Annotated in this window: 21 protein-coding genes and 1 pseudogene; 7 read left to right on the top strand and 15 right to left on the bottom strand. The window is 66.7% G+C overall.

From position 1 onward, the window contains the following. Window positions 1-146: 146 nt before the first annotated feature. Window positions 147-2303: a hydrogenase iron-sulfur subunit gene (locus CHINAEXTREME_RS00140; RefSeq protein WP_007140374.1), complete on the top strand. Its 2157-nt coding sequence runs from the start codon at window positions 147-149 to the stop codon at window positions 2301-2303. Then, window positions 2300-2932: a TorD/DmsD family molecular chaperone gene (locus CHINAEXTREME_RS00145; protein ID WP_007140373.1), complete on the top strand. Its 633-nt coding sequence runs from the start codon at window positions 2300-2302 to the stop codon at window positions 2930-2932. The genes CHINAEXTREME_RS00140 and CHINAEXTREME_RS00145 overlap by 4 nt, the downstream gene beginning before the upstream one ends. 19 nt (window positions 2933-2951) lie before the next feature. Here the strand turns inward: CHINAEXTREME_RS00145 and CHINAEXTREME_RS00150 are convergent, their stop codons facing one another. The 5 genes from CHINAEXTREME_RS00150 to CHINAEXTREME_RS00170 form a co-directional block, all read right to left on the bottom strand. Next, the gene (locus CHINAEXTREME_RS00150; RefSeq protein WP_007140372.1) at window positions 2952-3149 is read right to left on the bottom strand and encodes a hypothetical protein; all 198 of its coding nucleotides are present in this window, start codon (window positions 3147-3149) and stop codon (window positions 2952-2954) included. Between the two features lie 93 nt (window positions 3150-3242). Then, window positions 3243-3608 (bottom strand): hypothetical protein, encoded by a 366-nt coding sequence (locus CHINAEXTREME_RS00155; protein ID WP_193790364.1) that lies wholly within the window; start codon window positions 3606-3608, stop codon window positions 3243-3245. A gap of 107 nt (window positions 3609-3715) precedes the next feature. Beyond that, window positions 3716-3976 carry a hypothetical protein gene (locus CHINAEXTREME_RS00160; RefSeq protein WP_007140370.1) on the bottom strand — a complete coding sequence of 87 codons (261 nt, stop codon included), beginning with the start codon at window positions 3974-3976 and terminating at the stop codon, window positions 3716-3718. Between the two features lie 88 nt (window positions 3977-4064). After that, complete coding sequence (locus CHINAEXTREME_RS00165; protein ID WP_007140369.1) at window positions 4065-4463, bottom strand: hypothetical protein; 399 nt, start codon at window positions 4461-4463, stop codon at window positions 4065-4067. A gap of 137 nt (window positions 4464-4600) precedes the next feature. Beyond that, window positions 4601-6475 carry a S9 family peptidase gene (locus tag CHINAEXTREME_RS00170; protein WP_007140368.1) on the bottom strand — a complete coding sequence of 625 codons (1875 nt, stop codon included), beginning with the start codon at window positions 6473-6475 and terminating at the stop codon, window positions 4601-4603. Window positions 6476-6709: 234 nt separating this feature from the next. On the opposite strand from CHINAEXTREME_RS00170, the gene CHINAEXTREME_RS00175 reads away from it, so the two are divergent. The 4 genes from CHINAEXTREME_RS00175 (at window position 6710) to CHINAEXTREME_RS00190 (ending at window position 11028) form a co-directional block, all read left to right on the top strand. After that, a complete protein-coding gene (locus tag CHINAEXTREME_RS00175) occupies window positions 6710-7402 on the top strand; it encodes a hypothetical protein (RefSeq protein WP_007140367.1) in 693 nt (230 codons plus the stop codon). Window positions 7403-7831: 429 nt separating this feature from the next. Continuing rightward, on the top strand, window positions 7832-9040 hold the full coding sequence (locus tag CHINAEXTREME_RS00180; RefSeq protein WP_156875532.1) for an AAA family ATPase: 1209 nt from the start codon (window positions 7832-7834) through the stop codon (window positions 9038-9040). A 394-nt stretch (window positions 9041-9434) separates the two neighbouring features. Then, window positions 9435-10496: a glycosyltransferase family 4 protein gene (locus CHINAEXTREME_RS00185; protein ID WP_007140365.1), complete on the top strand. Its 1062-nt coding sequence runs from the start codon at window positions 9435-9437 to the stop codon at window positions 10494-10496. A gap of 91 nt (window positions 10497-10587) precedes the next feature. Then, entirely contained in the window at window positions 10588-11028 is a 441-nt protein-coding gene (locus CHINAEXTREME_RS00190) for an HIT family protein (RefSeq protein WP_007140364.1), read from the top strand. 25 nt (window positions 11029-11053) lie between these two features. Here CHINAEXTREME_RS00190 and trpB read toward each other — a convergent pair whose 3' ends face one another. The 7 genes from trpB to CHINAEXTREME_RS21705 form a co-directional block, all read right to left on the bottom strand. Further along, a complete protein-coding gene (gene trpB, locus CHINAEXTREME_RS00195) occupies window positions 11054-12220 on the bottom strand; it encodes a tryptophan synthase subunit beta (protein ID WP_010546517.1) in 1167 nt (388 codons plus the stop codon). Between the two features lie 236 nt (window positions 12221-12456). Beyond that, window positions 12457-13350 (bottom strand): phosphate ABC transporter ATP-binding protein, encoded by an 894-nt coding sequence (locus CHINAEXTREME_RS00200; RefSeq protein ID WP_007140360.1) that lies wholly within the window; start codon window positions 13348-13350, stop codon window positions 12457-12459. An 8-nt stretch (window positions 13351-13358) separates the two neighbouring features. Further along, entirely contained in the window at window positions 13359-14219 is an 861-nt protein-coding gene (locus CHINAEXTREME_RS00205) for a PstA family ABC transporter permease (protein ID WP_029601485.1), read from the bottom strand. A gap of 5 nt (window positions 14220-14224) precedes the next feature. Continuing rightward, a complete protein-coding gene (gene pstC, locus CHINAEXTREME_RS00210) occupies window positions 14225-15166 on the bottom strand; it encodes a phosphate ABC transporter permease subunit PstC (RefSeq protein WP_007140358.1) in 942 nt (313 codons plus the stop codon). Between the two features lie 8 nt (window positions 15167-15174). Next, window positions 15175-16155 carry a PstS family phosphate ABC transporter substrate-binding protein gene (locus CHINAEXTREME_RS00215; RefSeq protein WP_007140357.1) on the bottom strand — a complete coding sequence of 327 codons (981 nt, stop codon included), beginning with the start codon at window positions 16153-16155 and terminating at the stop codon, window positions 15175-15177. Window positions 16156-16451: 296 nt separating this feature from the next. After that, window positions 16452-17450, bottom strand: a complete 999-nt coding sequence (locus CHINAEXTREME_RS00220) for a YeiH family protein (RefSeq protein WP_007140356.1) — start codon at window positions 17448-17450, stop codon at window positions 16452-16454. Between the two features lie 11 nt (window positions 17451-17461). Then, window positions 17462-17602 carry a hypothetical protein gene (locus CHINAEXTREME_RS21705; protein ID WP_007140355.1) on the bottom strand — a complete coding sequence of 47 codons (141 nt, stop codon included), beginning with the start codon at window positions 17600-17602 and terminating at the stop codon, window positions 17462-17464. A gap of 241 nt (window positions 17603-17843) precedes the next feature. Here CHINAEXTREME_RS21705 and CHINAEXTREME_RS00225 point away from each other — a divergent pair. Continuing rightward, window positions 17844-18059, top strand: a pseudogene (locus tag CHINAEXTREME_RS00225) (DUF7553 family protein); the annotation flags it as partial. Between the two features lie 11 nt (window positions 18060-18070). Here the strand turns inward: CHINAEXTREME_RS00225 and CHINAEXTREME_RS00230 are convergent. The 3 genes from CHINAEXTREME_RS00230 to CHINAEXTREME_RS00240 form a co-directional block, all read right to left on the bottom strand. Beyond that, window positions 18071-19768: an NADH-quinone oxidoreductase subunit D gene (locus CHINAEXTREME_RS00230; protein WP_007140353.1), complete on the bottom strand. Its 1698-nt coding sequence runs from the start codon at window positions 19766-19768 to the stop codon at window positions 18071-18073. A 342-nt stretch (window positions 19769-20110) separates the two neighbouring features. Continuing rightward, entirely contained in the window at window positions 20111-20932 is an 822-nt protein-coding gene (locus tag CHINAEXTREME_RS00235) for an ICP22 family protein (RefSeq protein ID WP_007140352.1), read from the bottom strand. 176 nt (window positions 20933-21108) lie between these two features. Then, window positions 21109-21906: a 2-amino-3,7-dideoxy-D-threo-hept-6-ulosonate synthase gene (locus CHINAEXTREME_RS00240; RefSeq protein ID WP_007140351.1), complete on the bottom strand. Its 798-nt coding sequence runs from the start codon at window positions 21904-21906 to the stop codon at window positions 21109-21111. Between the last annotated feature and the right edge of the window lie 6 nt (window positions 21907-21912).

Here is a 21912-nt window from a genome sequence, read left to right on the forward strand (position 1 = left end):
ATGCGTGCAAGGGTCGCAGTAGTAGCGGATTATTTGGAACGTCCTCTGGAATACGCAAAGTAATACGGAATATAAGTTCAACTACGAGTTATTTTCACGCTCGAGTGACACAACGCTATTACAGTGCCATGGTATAGCGCAACGAGATGAACGTAGGGAGTTTCGTCTGTTCCTGTGCCGACACGTGCGAGGTCGATCTCGAGGCCGCACGCGAGGGAATCGAGGACGTCGACGTCGCGGCGAGTTCGAGCCTGCTGTGTACCGACGGGTTGCCCGCGATGGAGGAGGTGATCGACGAGTACGACCTGGACGAGGTGATCGTCACCTGCCCCGAGGAAGGCGTCCAGCGGAAACTCGAGCGCGTCGCGGAGCAGCAGGGCGTCCACCCGGACGCAGTCTCGTTCGTCGACCAGCGCGAGGGCGCGGGCTGGGTCCACGACGAGGCGGGCGCGACGGCAAAGACTGCGCGCATGATCAACGCCCGCACGGCCGGCCTCGAGGCCGAGTCGATTCCCCGGACGATCACGAGCGACGCCGGCGACAGCGTCGCGGTCGTCGGCGACCCCGAGACGGCCGCCGCGCTGGCCGACGACGCCGACGTGACGCTGATCGCCGACGGCCGCGAGTACGTCGACAGCGGGGCCGACCTCGGGGACGTGACGATCGAACGGGGCCGCGTCGTCGGCGTGGACGGCCGCTTCGGCGAGTTCACCGTTCGCCTCGAGTCCCGCGTCACCGAGGACTGCATCTCCTGTATGAAGTGCGTCCGCGAGGGGCCCGACGGCGCGGTCACCCGCTACCCCGTCGACATCGATCCCGACGCGCCGGGCGGGGCGTGGACCGACGTCTGCCCCACCGACGCCATCGAGATGGACGGCGTCGAACGGGACCTCGAGTTCGACCAAATCGTCTACCCGGCCGCCGACCGCCGCACGCGGGGCGGCCGCATCGGGTTCTACACCGCGCCCATCGATCCGGCGACGATCTCGGCCGTGCGAAAGCACCTCGGCGGGATCGAGACACCCGCCCACCTCGACCTCGAGATGGACGTCTGTGCCGCGGGCGACTCGAGCCAGATGGGCTGCAACGAGTGCGTCGAGGCCTGCCCCCACGACGCCGTCGAGCGGTCCCGGATCGACGAGGTCGAGTTCCACGAGGACGTGTGTCAGAACTGCGGGGCCTGTACCAGTTCCTGTCCGACCGGGGCGACCCGGCTTCGCGAGCCATCGAACGAGCGCATCGCCCGCGAGGTCGAGGCGCTGTGCCGGCCGACCGACGAGGAGGGCGGCTGGCTGCTGGGCCGGTCCGAGTCGGACGTCGAGGCCCCGATCGTCGCCTTCGTCTGCTCCGAGGAGGCCGACGACGCCCTCGCCGAGTACGGCCGCCTCTCGGCCGCGGGGAAGGTCGACGTCGAGTACCCGCCGATCCTCCCGGTGCGCGTGAACTGTACCGACACCGTCGGCGAGGCCCACGCGATGCACGCGCTCGCCTGCGGGGCCGACGGCGTCGCGATCGTCGGCTGTGGCGGCGACTGCCGACACTCCGGGCCGGAGCCGAAGGCCGACCTCGTCGACGGACTCAACCGGGCGACCCGGGACCTCGGGATCGGCGAGCGGGTCGCGTTCTTCGCGCCCGACGCGGCCGACCCGGGCGCGTTCGTGGAAGCGATCTCGACGTTTGCCGTCGAACTCGAGCCCTCGCCGATTCCCGAGGGCGAGCACGAGGCCAGCGGGGAGATCGACACTGATCCCGGCAGGGAGAACCCTCCCTTCGACAGCCACGGCTGGACGTTAGAGAGCGTGCGGGCGATCCTCGAGCACGTCGACCCCGAGCGCGACGTGATCCGGGGACTGAAGGACTTCGGCCGGATGGCCGTCGACGACGCCTGTACGTTCACGCCGACGTGTTCGACCATCTGCCCGACCGACGCGATCCGTCGAAACGAGGACGAGGCAGCCCTCGAGTTCAACCACGAACGCTGCGTCAACTGCGGGCTCTGCGAGGAGGGCTGCGTCGAGGACGCCATCACGATGCACGACGGGCTCCACCTCTCCCTGCTTCCGGAACGCCGCGACGACGAGCCCTGGACGACGGTCTACGAGGGTTCGATGCGGGAGTGTATCCACTGCGGCGAGCCGTTCGCGAGCGAGGGGACCGCGCAGAAGATCGAGGGCGAGGTCGGGGACGTCGTCGCCGGGCTCGCACCGACCGCATCGGGCAGCGTCTTCGACTACTGCGACGACTGCCGCGCACAGCTGCTGTACGATCGCGGCGAAGCCGGAGGTGGAGGTGAGGGCCGATGAGCGTCGACCAGGAGGCCCTCTACGAGGCGCGGCTCGAACTGGTGAACTTCCTGATCGACGCGTTCGCCGACGTGCCGAGCCGGGAGTTCGTCGAGACGCTGCTGGACGACGAGATCACCGTTCCGGACGGGAGCGTCGGCGAGCCGCTCGATCGTGGGTTCGAGCGACTCGAGGCGTTCGTGGAGAACAACGAGGACCGCGACGTCGAGGCGGTCCGGGACGACCTCGAGCGGGAGTTCACGCGGCTGTTCGTCGGGCCGCGGCCGCCGATCCTCCCCCACGAGACCTACTACCGCGAGGACACCGACTTCCGCGGAGCGGGGCTGGCCGAGGTCGAGGCAAGCTACGGCGCCGCCGGCTGGTCCCCGCCGGAGGACTACCCCGAGGAGAACGATTACGTCGCCGTAGAGCTGGCCTTCCTCCGGAATCTCGTGCGGCGACAACGCGAGGGCTACGAGGAAACGTTCGGTTACCAGCGGGTCTTCCACGAGGAACACCTCTCGGAGTGGATCGACGACCTTGCCGACGACGTCCGCGAACGAACCGAGGAACCGTTCTACGAGGCGGTCGCCGACCTACTCGAGGGCTACGTCGCGTTCGAGGAGGAGATCGCGATCGGGATGGCCTGAGTTGGGAGTCGCACCCGGACTATCGCTCGGCCGCCGTCTCTTCGGCCTCGTCGTCGGATTCCTCGTCGTCGACGAACCCGGCGAGTACCTCCTCGGAGAACGAGACCTCGCCGTCGCACTCGCCGTCGTTGACGTAGTGGGGTGCCGTGTGCGTCCAGACCTTCTTGTTGCGCTTCTCGTCGATGCCGGCGGTCGTCTCCCAGTTCGTGTGACCCATGGTGTACGTGTGAGCCGCTCGCACGGAAATAGTTGATCGACGGTTCGCCCGTATTTCATCGCCGGCGACTGGTTCGACGCCGCTCGAGTGGTGCTATCGACCGGGACGGGGGTCGTCCGGCGTCGATTCCGAACCGGTCCCCCCGTCCTCGAGGAACGCCCGCGCGAACAGGTCGACGTGCATCTCGAGGACGTCCGCGGGGTCGACGCCGTGTGCGTCGGCCTGCCGCTCGAGGAACGCGGCGAGGTCGTCGCTCGGCTCGTGGCGGATCGTCCCGCCGTCGATGTCGACCTCGAAGGTGACGTCGGTCTCGCCGGCCACGAGGTGTTCGATCTCGAGCAGGGCCTGTTCGGCCTTGACCTCGAGGGCGTCCTCGACGTCCATGAGGCGGTCGTCGCCCCACTCGGCCGCGGCATCACGGAACCGGTCGCTGACGGAGATGGCGATCGGAGACGTCATCCGGACGCGGCACCTCCGTCCGTCGCACTCGAGCGGCGTGGTTCGTCCCGTAGCGAACAGGAACGGCGAGTCGCCGGTTCGGAGCGTGGATCGGGGGACATCGAGAATCACTCCTCCGGCGGCCACTCCCCCGGCGCGGGATCCGGCTCGCCGAGTTCGGCGAACGCGACGAGGACGAGCGCCAGGAACGCGCCCATCACGATCAGGCCCATCAGCCCGCCGAAGCCGTGCTGGCCGACCCAGCTACCGGGCGTGACCCCACGCATCTGGCTGACGATCTGAGCCCCGACGACGCCGGTCCACACCGCCGCGAACAGGAGGCCGAACGCGACCAGGGGGTTGTGCTCGACTGCGGTTCGAAATCCCATGGGCACCCTTCTCCGACCGCCCTGAAAACGGTCGGCGTTACCGTTGCAACCCCGACCGTCTCGAGGGCGACCGGCGACCCGGTACGTATCAGGTGAGGATCTCCGCGGTCTCCGGGGAGAGTTCGACCGAGACGTCCTGACGCGTCTGATCGGCGATCTGATCGAGGTTCCGCGTCAGTACCTCGAGGATGTCCTCGGGTTCGGGATAGACGAGCACGTTGTCGTCGTCGTCCTCCATGACGAGTTGCGTGTCGTTGATCTGGACCTGGTTCTCACCGATGCCCGCGACGTAGACCGACAGCGCCTCCGCGCCGCCGCTGTCGCCCTCCTCGACCATCGTCACGTACAGGGAATCGATCTCGATCAGGTCCTTGTATTCCCGGATCGTCCGCGCACACTCGACCATGTCCTTGGTCACCGCCGTCTTCCGCGGGTTGCCGTGATCCCCCTCGTAGCAGTGCTTGCAGACCCGAAGCTCCATTCGCATGTGATCCGCTACCAGAAAACCGCTGATAAGGGTTCGCCCGGAAGGAGCACCCTATCGGTCCCCGACGGTCCGGACGGATCGCTGCCGTCCCCCTCGATGCCCCGGCAGACCGGAACGGACCGACGCCGCGAACGCGATCAGAGGTGTTCGTCGAGGAAGTCCGCGATCTCGGAGTAGGCCTTGATGCGGTTCTCGAGTTTCGAGAAGCCGTGGCCCTCGTCCTCGAAGATCAATTTGCGGACGGGAACGCCCTGCTCCACTGCCTGCTCGGCGATCTGCTCGGCCTCGCCGACCGGCACCCGGGGGTCGTTCTCGCCGTGGAGAACGAACAGCGGGGCCTCGATGTTCTCGACGTTGTTCGTCGGCGAAATCTCCTCCAGGAACTCGCGGTCGTCCTCGAGGCTGCCGTACTCGGCCTCGCGGAGTTCCCGGCGCCAGTCGCCGGTGTTCTCGAGGAAGGTGACGAAGTTGGCGATGCCGACGACGTCGACGCCGGCCGCCCAGAGGTCCGGATACTCGGTCAGCGCGGCGAGCACCATGAAGCCGCCGTAGGACCCCCCTTTGGCGGCGATCCGGTCGGGATCGATCGCGGGGTGGTCCCCCAGCCACTCGACGCAGGCCTCGATGTCGGCGACCGAGTCCATCCGCTTCTCGACGTCGTCGAGGGCGGCGTAGTCGGCGCCGTAGCCCGAGGAGCCGCGAACGTTCGGTTCGAAGTAGGCGTAGCCACGGTCGAGGAAGTACTGCTTGACGCTCGAGAACGAGGGCCGGCGCTGGCTCTCGGGGCCGCCGTGGATGTCGACGATGACGGGCGCGCCGTCGCCCCCGTTCCCAGCGGGGTCGTCCGGAAGCGTGAGGAAGCCGGGCACCTCCAACCCGTCGAAGCTCTCGACGTGGACCAGTTCCGACTCGTCGAAGGTCTCCCGCGGAATGCCGGCGGTCGGCGCGTCGGTCCAGCGTTCGGTCTCGCCGGTCTCGATATCGACGACGAAGACGTTCGTGTTGACCGCATCGCCCGTCGTCGACACCGCGAACCGTTCGGCGTCGGGGTCGAAACTCACGCCGCCGGAGACGCCGCCCGGCAGGTCCGGTTCGGGGAACGTCTCGAACGCGGTCGGGTCGTCGGCATCGAACTCGCCGACGGTCAACTCGGTGTACCCCTCGACGTTCCGCGAGTAGACGAACCGCCCCGTCTCGTCGTCCAGCGCGATGCCGTCGACGTTCCACCCCTCGCCCTCGACGACCGTCTCGAGGGTCTTCGTCTCGAGGTCGAGGTAGGCGAGATAGAGCGTGTCCGCGTCGCCGTGGTCCGTAACGAGGTAGATCCCCTCACCGTCGGGCGCCCAACTGGCGCTCTGATACCGGACGTCGCCGTCGTGGGGCGTGAGGTGCTCGAGTTCCTCCGTCTCGAGGTCGAGCACGTACAGGTCCTGGTCGAAGTTGGAGTACGCCTGCGAGACCAGCAGCCGGGAGTCGTCGGGGCTCCAGCCTGCAAGCGAGAGCCAGCCGTCGCCCTCGTAAACGAGTCGCGCGTCAGCGGGAGACGTCTCGTCGCGACCCTGTACGTAGATGTCGAAGACGGACTCGTCACGACGATTGGAGGCGAACGCGAACCGGTCGCCGTCGTGGCTCCAGCCGCCCCAGCGGTGTTTAGCCTCGGGCTTCGCCGTCAGGTTCTCGATCTCGCCCGTCTCGGCGTCGAGCCGGTAGAGCTGGGCGCGCTCGTTGCCGCCCTCGTCCATCCCGAAGATCAGTTCCGGCCGCTCGGGCGACCACGAGGCGAACGATACGGCGTCCTCGTAGAACGTCCGCTGCTCGGGCCACTCGCGGGGCCCCTCGAGCGTCCAGACCTGGGCCGTCCCGGTCGTGTTCATCAGGAACGAGAGCCGATCGCCGTCCGGCCCGAACGACGCGCCGTAGGCGCTGCGAACGTTGAGGTAGCGCTCGATGGCGTACGGTCCGGCGGCGTCGCCCTTCGACTCGGAATCGTCGGCGTCGGAACGCGAACTCATACCCGGTCCCTATCGACTCGAGGAGGTAGTCGTTTGGGTTCCGGCGGTTCGGACCGTTCGCCGTCCGCTCGCCGATAGCGACCGATACGGCAGTGTAACCCGGACCTACGTCCGTCGACGGCGATCGGTCTCCGCTGTGGGGCGACGCTACTCGCGTCGGTGGCGAACGGGCTCCGGCGGTCGCCGAGCCATTGCTGTGCTTAACAAAGCCCTCCCGGGGCACACTCCGGACCGATGGGAAACGCCAACGCAGCCCTGGAAACGCGCGACGTCGCGACGGTGCTGGTGACGGTGGTCGTCGTTCTGGTCGCGTTCGGCGCGACGGTTGCGGTGGTCGGACCCGAGTTCGCGAGTACCGATCCGACCGCGTCGACGGACGGAGACGTCGAGCAAATCGGCGCAGACGACCCGGCCAGTGACGCCGGGTCGTCCGCGACGAATGAGAGCGACTTCGACGACCCCGATTCCGAGAGTGACGACGAAGAGAGCGACGAGGACGCCGACGGAGGTGGCGAGGACTCGAGTTCGGACGATGACGTCGACGATGCCGACGCTGACGGCGAGGACACCGAGACACCGTCGGACGACGACGAACGGGACGGTGATGAGGAAGACGAGAGAGGGGACGAAGCCGATGACGAGGACGAGGACGAAGACGAAGCCGAAGACGAGCAAGAGGACGAGGACGAAGCCGATGACGAGGACGAACAGGAAGAAAGTGATACTGAGGACGAAGACGAGCGAGAGGACGAGGACGAAGACGAAGATGAAAACGAAAACGACGCCAACACCGTCGACGAAACCGATTCGACGCCCGAATCAACCGGGGGAGACGACGGCGACGAGGACGACGGCATAGAGTCCGTCTTCGACGACCTCGATTCCATCGTCGACGACGTCCTCGAGGAGGCCGAACAGGACGACTAACTTTCCCACCTCCCGGTCCAGTCGAAATTCCGTCCGTGCTGTCCTCGAAGTAATATCGCATCGATCATCGTTCGCGCTCGCTGCAAGACCTTCGAGTGACTGTAAGCGAGGTCGCGTCCTCGAGCCGAGGACTCTATCACGGATTTCCAGGCCGTTCGCCGACATGTAACGGTGCTAAACGACGGTCCGTATCGTTTCATCGCGTCTAATCCGAACTTGGGAGTGCGCTTTCTTGGAACTTTATTCCTGCCGGATCTATCTGTATAAAATCGTTGTCGGTAGTGTGCTGTCTGCCGACCATAACAAAGTGAAACTCGACTGTGAATTGTACCGGCGTTCGGTATCATGAGAGACACAGAGCCATCGCACAGGAAACGGGGAGGACCAACACCCGCGCTACCGAAACCGTCGCTACTGCTGGTGACGACGATGCTGATCGTGGGCATGACCGCCGCGACCGCTGGGGTGGCGGCAGGGGGAGCCGCGCAGGCCACCGAGCAAGAGGTCGGAAACGACCTCCCGGTGACGGAGTGGTGTGACGACGGGACGAACTATCTCCTCCTCGAGAACCCGACGACCGAAGCCGTAGACGTGAGCACGGCCTGGACGGGGAACGCTGACGACGCGACCTCGATCCAGGTCGAGAGCGAACGGTTCTCGGAGGCGGGTGCTGAAGCCGATGCGCAAGCGGCACGGACCCAGCTTCGGACCGACGTCGACACCGACGATACGGGCACGACGTACACGCTGACGCTTACCGTTCCGGCCGACGGCTACCTGCTGTTCGTCGACCTGCCGGACGGGGCGTACGAGTTCTCGACGGAGAGCGAGGACGCGACGCTCGAGCGAACCGAGGTCGAACTCGAGTGCGAGACGGCGGTCGACGACGACGGGAGCGAGACGGAACGTGCAGCCGACGACGTCAACGTCGACATCGACGTCGACGTCGAGATACCGCCCGCAGTGAGCGAGGGAATCGACGCGTACGAAGACGAGATAGCAGCGGTCGAGTCCGACGGTTCGTTCCTCGTGCTGTCGGCCGATTCGGACCTGAAGCACGTCACGAAGTACGTCATCACGCTCGAGAAACTGGACGTCGATGACGCTGTCGCGGGGCTCGAGAAAGTCGTCGAGGACGGAAAGGAGGGTAAGACGGGGAAGAAAGACGAAGGGATCGTCGGCGAGCGGAAAGATCAAGAGAAAAGTACTGCCGAAGATCGGCCGGTCGACGAGAAACCTGTCGAGGAGAAAGCTGAGAAGGAGGCTGCTGAGAAGAAGGGGCCCGTCGAGAAGAAAACCGAGAAAGAACCGGTTGAGAAGAAAACCGAGAAAGAACCGGTTGAGAAGAAAACCGAGAAAGAACCCGTCAAGAAGTCTGCCGAGGAGAAAGTCGAGAAGAAAGAGTCTGCCGAGGAGAAAGTCGAGGAGAAAGAGCCTGCCGAGGAGAAAGTCGAGGAGAAAGAGCCTGCCGAGGAGAAGACCGAGAAGGCCAACAAGACGGACGAGGACAAGAACCGCGAGAAAAAAGACGGCGAGGGCGAAAGTCGAGGAGAAAGAGTCTGCCGAGGAGAAGACCGAGAAGGCCAACAAGACGGACGAGGACAAGAACCGCGAGAAAAAAGACGGCGAGGGCGATAAGAAGGACGGAAAAGAAGGTAAATACGCCGAAAAGTCCCCGGAGGACGGCGACGACAACGAACTCGAGACCGTCCCCGAAGCCGACGAGATCGTCGACGAGGAACTCGAGAGAGCACAGGAGACCGTCGAGGACGTGATGGAGGAAATCGAGGAATCGACGTCGACCGGATAACTCGCGGTCGATCCCGGTTTTTCGCAAAGCGGTAGACCGCGTAGGGAGCTTCGTAGCGCCCGAAGTCGACTCGGATCTGTTCCGAGACCCCGCCAATACGGCGGACAGCGCCGCTGTAGCCGTCACGGCCGAAGACGAAAACGGGGCGAAGCGGCGACGAGCCGTAATGACTCATTGCACGAAAGAAGTGACTTTTTATCCCGTCGCTACGTGCCGCGGCATATGCGCGTCGCCGTCGTCTCGCTGGAAACGGTTCACCACCGCGATACCGAGACGAACTGGCGACTGCAGACGGTCCTCGAGTTGCTTCGGGACGCCGGCCACGACGTCCACGTCTTCTGCGCACGGTTCTGGGACGGCGACGGCCGGACGTTCGAGCGCGACGACGTAACCTATCACGGGCTCGCGGCGGACGTCGACGCCCGGCACTCGTTCGTCGCGCGGCTCCCGGTCGCCCTCGCCTCCCTTGGCCCCGACGTCGTCCACGCGAGCGAGCGGCCGCCGAGCCAGGTGCTCGCCGCGAGTTGGGGCGCGACCCTGGCCCGCGCGCCCGTCCTCCTCGAGTGGTACGGCGACGACGCGCCCGCGAGCGACGGGTGGACCGACTGGGTGACGCGGCGGGCCGATCGGCTCGTCGTCCCATCGGAACTCGTCGCGACCTGGGCCCGGGAACGGGGTGTCGACGGCGACGACATCGAGATCGTCCCGAACCCGATCGACGTCGACCGCATCCGGGACACCCCGGCGGGCGACGCGGTCGACGTGATCTACGCACGGCGACTCGACGAGGGGGCGAACCTCGAGAGCCTCCTGCTCGGTCTGGCCGAACTCCGGGACCGGGAGTGGACGGCGACGGTCGTCGGCGACGGCCCCCGACGCGAGGAGTACGAGCAACTGGCGAGCGACCTCCGGATCGACGACCGGATCACGTTCGCCGGGGAGTGTTCGCTCGAGGAGCGGATCGCCGCCTATCGCGGTGCCCACGTCTTCGCCCAGACGGCCGAACACTGCGTCTTCCCGACGGAGATGCTGCGGGCGCTCGCGGCCGGCTGCGTCGGGATCATCGAGTACCACGTCGACTCGAGCGCCCACGAACTCGTGGAGGGGTGGGACCGTGGGTTCCGGACCACCAGCGAGGAGGAACTGGCCGACGCCATCCTCGAGGCCGGCGATCTCGAGCGCCGCGAGTTCGACGAACGGTTCGCCGACTACGACCGGGACGTCGTTCGGGACCGGTACCTGGCGATCTATCGGTCGCTGCAGGAGTCGAACGGCCTGCTCTGATCACCGGGCAGGAACCGAACGTCGAATCCGAATCGTTCCGGGGCCGTACACGTAGAGGTACTTATATGTCGATCCGTGAGATGTCTTGAGTATGGGTGACGACAGCATCGACCGCGACTGCGAGTTCTGCGAGATCGTCGCCGGCGATCGGGCGGCGAACGTCCTCTACGAAGACGAGACGACGATCGCGTTCCTCGACGACCACCCCGCCGTAACCGGCCACAGCCTGATCGTTCCCCGCGCCCACGAGGGTGAAGTGCTGACGACGGGCGACGCGTCCGGCGTCTTCCGGACGGTCCGGATCGTCGCCGCCGGACTCGAGGAGGCCCTCGAGCCCGAGGGGTTCAGCGTCTTCCACACGAGCGGGCCGCTCGTCGGGAGCGTCGACCACGCACACGTCCACCTGCTGCCGCGGTTCGAGGACGACGGCGTCTCGCTGGCGCTCGCGCGGGATCAACTCCGCGAGGACGAGGCGGATCGGCTCGCCGCCGTGGTTCGGACGGCGATCGACACCGATGACGGCCGCCCATAGCCGTCGGCCGCCGACGTCGTAAGCGTTAGAGGTCGAACTTCGCGGCCGCGGTCTCCATGTCCTTGTCGCCACGCCCCGAGAGGTTGACGAGAATCGTCTCGTGGTCGCCCTCCTCCGCGAGCTGGATCGCCCGCGCGACGGCGTGGCTGGACTCGAGGGCCGGGATGATCCCCTCGGTCTCGCTGAGTTCCCGGAACGCGGCCAGCGCCGCCTCGTCGGTGATCCCGGTGTACTCACAGCGGCCGACCGCGCGGAACATGGCGTGTTCGGGGCCGACGCCGGGGTAGTCCAGCCCGGCCGAGACGGAGTGGACGTCGACCTCGTCGTCGATCACGCGCGTTTTCATCCCGTGGATGACGTCGTCCGTGCCGCTGGCCAGGGGCGCGGCGTGCTTGCTCGAGTCCGAGCCTTCGCCGCCGCCCTCTGCGCCGTAGAACTCGACGGGATCGTCCCGGAACGCGTGGAACAGGCCGATGGCGTTCGAGCCGCCGCCGACGCAGGCGACCGCGGCGTCCGGGAGGCCGCCGGTCCGCTCGAGGAACTGCTCGCGGGCTTCCTCGCCGATGACCGACTGGAAATCACGGACCATCCGCGGGAACGGGTCCGGGCCGACGACGCTGCCCACCAGATAGTGAGTGTTCTCGACGTTCTCCGCGAAGTCCTCGAGTGCGGCGTCGACGGCGTCGGCCAGCCCCTCGTCGCCGCGCGTGACCTCGTTGACCTCCGCGCCCATCAGGCGCATCCGGAAGACGTTCATCTCCTGGCGCTGCACGTCCTTCTTCCCCATGTAGATCTCCGTCTCGAGGTCGAATAGCGCGCCGGCCATCGCGGTCGCGACGCCGTGCTGTCCGGCCCCGGTCTCGGCGATCAGCCGGTCCCGGCCCGTCCGCTCGGCGAGCAGCGCCTGACCGAGGACGTTGTTGATCTTGTGTGCGCCGCCGTGGAGGAGGTCCTCACGCTTGAGGTAGATGTCGGCCCCGTAGCGGTCGCTCAGGTTGGCCGCGTAGTACAGCGGCGTCGGCCGGCCGGCGAACTCCTCGAGGTGGTCCCGGAACTCGGCCTGAAACGCCTCGGTGGTCGCCACGTCGTCGTAGGCGGTCGCCAGTCGCTCGAGGGGTTCCTCGAGCGGTTCCGGAACGTGTCGGCCCCCGTATTCGTCGAACGTCCCCTTCTCGTGTGCACCGTCGGACATACCTGGGGTGTGGCGGTTCACCGTAAAGTAAGTTCCGCGGGTCGCGGTCCGAGAGAGTGAAAGCCGATCGCGTCCGTCCAGTGCTGGCCGGTACGGGATCCGCTCGACTGCCGCTGGTGAGCCCACTGCCCGACGCGACCGCGTCGCCGGTCCCCGGGTCCGGTCTCGAGTGGGCGGCACCCTGACTCGGCACCTCGAGTTCGGGTGAAGCGCCGAGAGTCACGAACCCAGTTGGGTTACCGCTCCGCGACGGCCGGTTCGCCGGGTTCGGTTTCCGTGGTCGCGGTTCGTTCGTTTCCGTCGACGTCGCCGTTCGCGTCCCCGTCGACCGATCCCGTCGTCGGGAGGCCGGAACCGTCGACGAACGCCCGGGTCCGTTCGTGGTGCGGGTTCTCGAAGAACGTGTCCACGTCGTTAGCTTCGACGACCTCGCCGAGGTAGAGGAAGACCACGTCGTCGGCGAGTCGCCGTGCCTGGTCCATACTGTGGGTGACCATGACGATCGTATACTCTTCTTTCAGGTCTGCCAGCGTCTCCTCGACGGTCTCCGCGGAGACGGGGTCCAGCGCCGAGGTGACTTCGTCACACAGCAGGACTTCGGGATCGACGGCCAGCGAGCGCGCGAGACAGAGCCGCTGGATCTGGCCCGTCGAGAGCTCCGCCCCCGGTGCATCGAGTCGGTCCTCGACTTCCTCCCAGAGGTTGACCTTCCGCAGGTATCGCTCGACGCGCTCGTCGAGATCCGCCTTCGACTCGTAGTCGCCGTGGATCCGCAGGCCGTAGGCGACGTTCTCGTAGATCGACAGCGGCAGCGGCGTCGGCTCCTGGGGCACGTAGCCGATCCGCTTGCGGATCTCCGGGACCGGTTCGTCGGCATCGTAGATCGATTCCCCGTTCAGTCGGACGTCGCCGTCTATCTCGACGTTCGGCTGGATCTCGTGGAGACGGTTGAGCGACTTCAACAGCGTCGACTTCCCACAGCCCGACGGGCCGATGATGGCCGTCAGCCTGTTCGGGGAAAACTCGAGGCTGACGCCTTTGACGGCCTCGACTTCGCGGTTTCCAGTGTACGTTACGGCGAGGTTGTCGGTAGTGAGCGTCGCGTTCGTCGTGGGTGATGTCATCGTCATCGGTATCGTTACGAGTGTCTCCCTCCCGGTGCGAATCGAGCGTAGCGGCCGGCCAGCAGTTTCGACGCCAGGATCAGGCCCAGCACGGCGACGATGAGGACGAACGCCGCCGCGTAGGCGTGGGACCGGACCTCGGCGTTGAACGACATCGCCTGGTCGAAGATCAACACGGGCAGCGTCGTCGCCGGTTCGAACGGGCCGGCGGGCATGTTCGTGCTCCGGCCGGCGGTGAACAACACGGTGGCTGCGTCGCCGATGCCGCGGGCGAAGCCCATGACGATCCCCGCGACGATGCCCGGCAGTGCGGCACGAACGGTGATCAGCGAGGTCTCGAACCGCGTCGCTCCGAGCCCGTAGGTCGCCTCGCGGACGGTGTCGGGCGCAGCGCGCAGCGCCTCGTCGGTGTACCGCGTCATGATCGGATACTGGAAGATTGCGATGGCGACGATCCCGAAGAACAGGCTCGTCTGGGCGCCGACGGCGATGATCACCGTCAGCACGAACACGCCGTAGACGATCGGCGGCGTCCCCCAGAGCACGTTGAGGAACATGTTCACCGTCTCGGAGAACTGCTCGCTCGAGTAGTCGCTCTGGAGGTAGATCGCCGTCGAAACGGCCAGGATCGCCGAGACGACCGTCGCCGGACCGACGATGAAGACGCTTCCCAACACGGCGTGGAAGAAGCCGCCCTCGGCCTCGAGCATGTACCGCGACCCCGGCGGCGTGACCGCGATCGCGGGGTCGGTGATGAACACCCGACCGCCCCGGTAGATCGTCACGGCGACGACCATGACCATCACGGCGACGACGAGCGCGGCCGCGCCGCGGACGAGCCAGCCGAACAGGCGCTGTCTGGCGTATCGATCCAGGTCCATCAGTACTGCCACCTCCGTCGGAGCCGGCGACGGACGAGCATCGCGCCGAAGTTGAACAGCCAGACGACGACCACGAGCAGCAGTCCGACGAAGATCAGCGCCGACTGGGTCAGCGGCAGGCTCATCAGTTCGCCGAAGTCGTTGACGATCAGCGTCGGGAGCGTCTGACCCGTCGCGAACGGCGACTCGGGAAGCTGGGTCTGGCCGCCGATCAACATCGCCGGCACGATCGTCGCACCGAAGACGCGTCCGAAGCCGAGCAGAACCGCCGAGAAGATCCCCGGCCCCGCGGCACGCAACAGGACCGAACGGATCGTCTCCCACTTCGTCGCGCCGACGCCCAGCGACGACTCCCGGAGTTCGTCCGGCAGCGCCTCGAGGGACTCGACGGCCAGCGAGATCATGAAGGGGGTGACGACGATGGCCATCACGAGACTGACCGTGAAGATGCCGAGCCCGGTCGCGTCCGAGCCGACCGCGGGCGCGATGTAGTCGCCCACCAGCGGGACGACGACGATCAGGGCGACGAGTCCGAAGATGACGCTCGGGATCGCCGCGAGCACGTCGATGAACGACGAGACGAGCGTCTTGGTTCGCCCTTCAGCGTACTCGGCGATGTAGATCGCCGCGAGGATCGCGATCGGCGTTCCCATCGCCATCGAAAGCAGCGTGACGTAGAGCGTGCCGACGATCGCCGGCAGGAACCCGAACTCGTTCTGCGCGGGATCCCAGTTCGACGAGGTCAGCGCCTGGACGACCGAGTACTCGGCGAGCAACGGCAGCGACTGGTACAGCAGCGTCAGGACGATCAGGGCGAACAGCGCGACCGCGAAGTAGCCGGCGCCGCCGAACCAGTAGCCGCTCAGTCGCTCGGCGAGCAGCCGTCGACCCAGGCGGCTCGAGCCGTCGGCCGTCGATTCCGTTTCGGTCGAACCCGTCATCGCTGGGCTCACGGCCCCTCGGCCAGGTTCTCCTGTGCCTCCTCGAGCCGCGCGTCCTCGAGCGGCACGTAGCCGTTCTCCCTGACGTATGCCTGACCGTCGGTGAGGACCCACTCGACGAAGTCGTAGGCCTCGTCCTCGAACGGGCCGTTCGAGGCGAGGAACATCTCGCGGGCCGGCGGGGCCGGGTACTCGCCCGCCTCGACGGCGGCGAGGAACTCGTCGCGAGTCTCGTAGAAGTCCTCGTCCTCGGAGAGCCCCTCGCCGTCCCGGTCCAGCGGGACGGGCCGGATGTTCCCCTCGAGTTCGCCGCTCGAGAGGTCGTAGACGTAGTTGATGTTGTTCAGCGAGATGGCGTTCTCGTTGCTGCCGACGGCCTCGGCGACCGGCTGGTCGCCGTTGTGGTTGGCGTCGGCCAGCTCCTCGAGTTCCGACTCGGTGTACGCGCCGTCCTCGCCGGCGAGGAAGTCGCCCCACTGCTTGTACGCGGCCGAGGCATCAGAACGGCCGTAGACGGTGATTTCCTCGTCGACGTCCGCGTCGACCAGGTCGCCCCAGTTGGTGATCTCCTTGGTGAAGACCGCCTCGAGTTGCTCGCGGGTCAGGCCGTCTTCCTGTAGCTCCTCGAGGACGGGGTTGTCGACGTTGACCGTAGCGACGACGGTGTCGATGAGCATAGGGACGGCGAACAGGCCCTGGTCGATCTCCTCGGGTTCGGGTTCCCGACCCATCATCGCGATGTCGACCTGGCCGTTGAGGACGTCGGAGACGCCGACGCCGGTGCCGCCGCCGGAGATGTCGAACGAGGCGTCCGAGCGGTCCTCGTACAGGTCCGCCCAGACCTCGACCATCGGCAGCGGCCCGACGCCGCCGGAGATGCGGACGGTGGTACCGCCGCCGCCCAGCGAACCGGTACAGCCCGCCAGCGAAGCAAGAGAACCGACGCCTGCGAGACGAAGCACGGAACGACGCGAACAGTTCCTGTCCATGAACTGTCCCACACTACTGGCGATATCCTTGTATCATCTCCTCCCGCTGCAATTATTTGGCGTTCAACCCGAAAGGGGCAAGACTCTCCGAGGGTGGAAACCGGGACCGACCATGCCCTCGGGAACGGGCGCCGTCTCGATCCCACTGCGCCTACCGCACTCGGCGAGCACACGCCGGTACGCGACGAACGAGGGTGCGACGGGATGGGGGACGCGAGCGGAGGCGCCGAGGGTCACGATGACAACGGCTCGAGGGCGGTTACAAAATTTGCACGCGACGGTGACAGGACGGGTCCTCAGAACAGCGCGGCCAACACCGCGAGCGAGAGCGCGCTCGCGAGCACGAGCGCCGCGAGGACGACGAGGACGGGAGTCAGGCCGGTGCTCCGGAGTTCGGTGAGTTCGATCTCCGTCCCGAGGCCGACGAACGCGAGGACGAACAGCCAGTTGTAGGCGTTCTCGATCGAGGCCTGCTGGGCGGGCGAGAAGACGCCCGCACTCGAGAGGGCGACGAGCGCGAGGAACCCGAGGACGAACTTCGGGAACTCGTCCCAGAGGAGCCGCGGGGAGAAGCCGGCCGTGGCTCCGTCGGCGTCCGCTCGAGCGTAGTAGCTCGCGTAGCCGACGACCACGAGCCCGATGAGGGCGTTGCGGGCGAGTTTGGTCATCGTCGCCCACTGGCCGGCCGCCTCGGAGTGGGCAAATCCGACCGCGACCACGGGTCCCGTCGAGAACATGCTGACGCCGGCCCAGACGCCGAAGACGACGTCGGAGAGCCCGAGCAGGTCGCCGACGATCGGGTAGGCGACCACGGTGATCGCATCGAACAGCAGGATCGTCGCCGCAGCGTACGCGATCTCGCTCTCCCTGGCGCGGATCGCGCCGGCGACCGCGACGATCGCCGAGACGCCGCAGATGCTGCTGCCGGCAGCGAGCAGCGAGCCCAGCCGTTCGGAGAGGTCGGCTCCGGCGACGGTCCGCGAGAGGAGTTCGACCGCGACCAGCGTCGTGGCCGTCACCCCGACCACTACCAGGAGGACGACCCCGCCGACCTCGAGGATCTGCTCGAGGGTCAGCGACGCGCCCATCAGGACGATCCCGGCGCCGAGCCAGAGCTTGTGGGTCGCGATGCCGGGCGCGAGCTGTTCGGGGACGCCGACCGCGTTCGTCAGCAGGAATCCCGCGCCGATGGCGATTAAGAGGTGATTGACGCCGGTGAGTATCCCGACGGCCCGGGCGACGAGCGCGAGGAGTCCGAGGACGGCGAATCCAGGGAGGAGGCGACGAAGCGACATGCGTCTCACGCTCACCAGGGAATCTGAAGGTCGAGCGCGACGGTCGCGGTGACGATCGCGGCGCCGACGGCGACGCTTCGCCAGTCCCGCTCTAATGACCGCCACCGGGAGCGTACCGCCGCGAGGGACAGTCGCAATCGATCGATCGGCATTCGTACGGAGCCTCCGGTGTGGCGTATTTACGGTTGTCGATCCGCCCCGTCACGCGGGACGGCGGACCATCACCGGCAGGCCGGACGCCTACCACTGTCGACGGCGTACGGCCGGTATGGCCGACGACGGCGACGATCGCGAGTGTGAAACGGAAACGCCACCGCGTACGAACGCGACCCCCAGGAACACCTCAAACGCGTCCGGGAACGCCTCCAGCGGGCGACCGACGGCGCCGACCGAACGGTGAAGTCGCAACTCGAGTCGCTGACAGCGGGCGTGTTCGAGGAGCAGGACGGCCACCTCACCCAGTCCGAGCCCGGACCGAAGGACGACCGGATCGCCGAGATCGCGGAGAAACTCGACGGGCTGGCCACGGAGGCGTCGGGCGAGACGGCCGAGCACATCCTGGTCGCGCGCGATCGCTGTCTCGAGTACCTCGAGGAGAGTGACGCGTAGGCAACTGGGGATCAGCGGTCGACGCTCCCGAGCACGATGTCCAGGCTTCCCAGCGAGGCGATCAGGTCCGGTACGTACTCGCCTTCGGCCATCTCCGGCAGCGCCGAGAGGTTGTGGAAGCAGGGACTGCGGATCTTGAACCGGGCCGGGGAGTTCGTGCCGTCCGACCGGACGTAGATCCCGAGTTCGCCCTTCGCCGACTCGACCGCGCGGTAGGTCTCGAGGTCCGCGTCCGGTTTGAGGGTTCGTGGCACGTTGCTCTGGACGGTTCGCTCGTCCTCGGGCCAGTCCTCGAGCAGGTCGAGACACTGCTGGATGATCTTGGCCGATTCCTCGACCTCCTCCATCCGACAGAGTACTCGCGCGTGATTGTCACAGCCGTCCCGGGTGACGACGTCCCAGTCGAGGTGCTCGTAGTAGCCGTAGGGATCGTCCCGCCGAACGTCGTAGTCGACGCCGGAGCCGCGGGCGACGGGGCCCGTACAGCCGTAGTCCTTGGCCACCTCGGGCTCCAAGATGCCGGTGTTAACCGTCCTGACGCGGAAGATTTCGTTCGTGACGATGAGGTCGTGGTACTCGTTGATCTTCGCGGGCAACTCGTCGAGGAAGTCCCGGCACTTCTCGACGAACTCTTCGCGGGGTTCGGGCAGGTCCCAGCAGACGCCGCCCAGCCGGAAGTAGTAGAACATCATCCGCTGGCCCGTCAGGTCCTCGAGGATGTCCTGGACGACCTCGCGGTCGCGGAAGGCGTACTGGAAGATGGCGGTGAACTCGCCGTAGACGTCCAGCGCGAAGGTGCCGAGCGCGAGGAAGTGCCCGAGCATCCGGCCGAACTCGGTGGCCATCGTCCGCAGGACCTGTGCGTACTCGGGGACCTCGATGTCGGCGATGTCCTCGATCGCGCGGGCGACGGCCCACTCGTTGGGCAGGTTCGCGGTGTAGTCCCAGCGGTTGGAGTAGGGGATGATCTGGTGCCGGTAGGTCCCCTGCTGGCACATCTGCTCTTCACACCGATGCAGATATCCGATGTCGGGATCGACGTCCGCGACGGTTTCGCCGTCGAGGATCGTCTTGAGGTGGAGCACGCCGTGGGTCGCGGGATGGTGAGGACCGATGTTGAGTAACATCGTGTCCGACTCTCCGCCCGATTCCCGGTGATCCTCCTCCAGCGGGTTCCGGTGTTCGGCGTACCGGATGATCTGGGGCTTCTGTTGGTCGTATCCCAGCGAGAGCGGGTGGCCCTGCCAGGACTCCGGGAGCAGGATGCGCCGCAGATCCGGGTGGCCCTCGTACTCGATGCCGACGAGGTCGTAGGCCTCGCGCTCGTGCCAGTCCGCGGTCCGGAAGACCGGTTCGGCGCTCCCACAGACCGGATCGTCCGTGGGCAACTGGACGACCAGCGTCACCTCGTGGCTGCGCCGGTCGTACTTCGTCAGGTGCAACAGCGACTCGTAGCGGTCGTCGTACTCCTGGGGCGTGATACACGACAGATGGTCGAAGCCGGCCTCCTCGCGCAACAGCGTCAACACCTCCTGGACGTCGTCGGGCCGGATCACGAACGCAGGCGCGTTCTCGTGGTCGTCCCGGCCGAGCGCGTACTCCGACAGCAACTCCTCGAGGCGGCGCTCGTCGACACCCTCCTCGCGGCGATGGTCGTACTCGGGGTCGATGCTCGGTCGTTCCCGGTCGCGCTGTGGTGTCTCGCTCATGTCTTTCGCCGACGCGCCAGTGCCAGCAGTTGACGCGGTTCGTGCCACCGTACGGCTATCACGGAAATGAGAGTTTTCCGCGCTCGAGGAGAGTGTCACCGACGCGAATAAGTGTCTCGGACCCCCTCAGCGGCCGGGATAACCGCGGCTCACGGCATCCGCGGCGGGATTTCGAAACTACTCGCGTCGTTCGGCGACGGGAAAGAATACCGCGTGTAAAGTTCCCGGACGGAGTGTCGACCGCCGGAGACCGGCAAAACGAGTGTGTCGGTCGTCGGTCACGACCCCTTCCCGTTCGAGACGGGCAGGGTCGGCGGCCCGGCCGGCCGGCGGAGGCGTCGATCAGGCGTCCTCCGCATCGTCCTCGTCCTCGGCGTCGTCCCCGTCCGTCCAGTCTTCGCTGGCCTCCTCGCGGTCGTTTCCGTTCGATTCGGTCTCGTCGTCCGGCTCGACCTTCATGTGGGAAGCGTCCTCGTCGGGCGTCTCCTCGGGTTCGATCGCGTCGGTCTGGGCCGGCTGTGCCTGCTCCGGGTCCGGGCCGGTCGCCTCGGAAGCTTCGTCGGCCATGGCTGAATCCGAGACGTCGATCTCGACGCTCTCGTCGTCCCCGGTCCGGCGCGGATCCAGACCTTCGTCGCCGCCCGGCCTCGAACGTGGCTCTGCCCCCTCGTCGTCGGTAAATTCGATGTCGGTCCCGGTGTCAGGATCCTCGTTCGCCAGGGAGTCGCTCTCGGAACGGGGGCCGCGTCCGTGGTCGGGACGCGTCCCCGCCGCGTGAGCCTGATCCGAGACCTCTTTGCCGTCGGTGCCGTCGTCGACGTCGCCGAGGTCGGGTTCGAACGTTCCCGACCCCGATTCCGACTCCTCTCTTTCCCCGGCTCGTCCGAGTCCGTAGGCGAGCAGTCCCGCGCCACCGGCGGCTTTCGGGATGGCCCGGAGCTGTCCGCGGCCCAGCGACCGCAACGCCGAGAGCAACAGGAGCCCACCCCCGGCTGCGGCCGCCGCGTTCGCCCCTCGAGGGATCCGGTCCCCGAGTGCCGCCGACGTCACTGCGTCGATCGGTTCCTCAGCGTCGATATCCCCGATCGGGCTCGGTGCGTCGCTCGAGACGTCGGGTATCGCGTCGTAGTCGTGGTCGTGATCGTGATCGTGATCCTCAGTCATGGAAACCCTCGTTGTACGCTACGCTCCCTACAGCCGCCGGACGGTTGAAGTTTGGACCGGCAGATGAATAGTCCCGGAACGACCGTTCGGGTTCGTGACGAACCTCCGGCGGGTGGACGACAGGACGGAAAAGAGAAACGGGAAAAACGAGAACGGAACCGGAAACGGAACCGATCTCAGGCCTCGAGCGCCAGCCCGGCCTCCCGAAGCGCCTCGTCGACCGAGAGGTCGTCGTGGACGACGCCGGAGACGGCCGTCGCGATGGCTTCGGGGTTCTCGTGCTGGAAGATCGACCGGCCCATCGAGACGCCGGAACCGCCGGCGTCCATCACGCCCCGGACCATCTCGATCGTCTCGCGGTCCGTGCCCTTCGCGCCCCCGGCGATGACCACGGGCAACCGGGTCGACTCGACGACGTGCTGGAAGCTCTCGGCGTCGCCGCTGTAGCCGGTCTTGACGAGGTCAGCGCCGAGTTCCTCGGCGAGTCGGACGGCGTGACCCAGCGCCTCGGCGTCCTCCGAATCGACGCCGGGCCCGCGGGCGTAGGCCATCGCCAGCACGGGGATCCCGAACCGGTCGGCGGCCTCGGTGACCTCCGCGAGCTGGGTGATCTGGTCGGGCTCGTGGTCGGAGCCGACGTTGATGTGGAAGGAGACGGCGTCGGCACCGGCCCGGATCGCCTCCTCGACGGTCCCGGTCATGCGTTTGTCCTGCTCGTCCGGGCCGATCGTCGTCGAGCCGTTCAGGTGGACGATGTACCCCTGTCCGTTCTTGTTCTCGTGGACGCGGGGGGCGATCCCCTTCTGCGTGAGAACGGCGTCGGCCCCGCCGCGGGTGACCCCGTCGATCGTCGATTCGATGTCCTTCAGCCCCTGGACCGCACCCATCGTGATGCCGTGGTCCATCGGGACGATGACGTAGTTACCGTCTGTACCGATCCGCTCGAGTCGTGCCTGTGTTCCTGTGGTAGTCATTGCGAG

The organism is Halobiforma lacisalsi AJ5 (genome assembly GCF_000226975.2).
GTDB lineage: Archaea > Halobacteriota > Halobacteria > Halobacteriales > Natrialbaceae > Natronobacterium > Natronobacterium lacisalsi.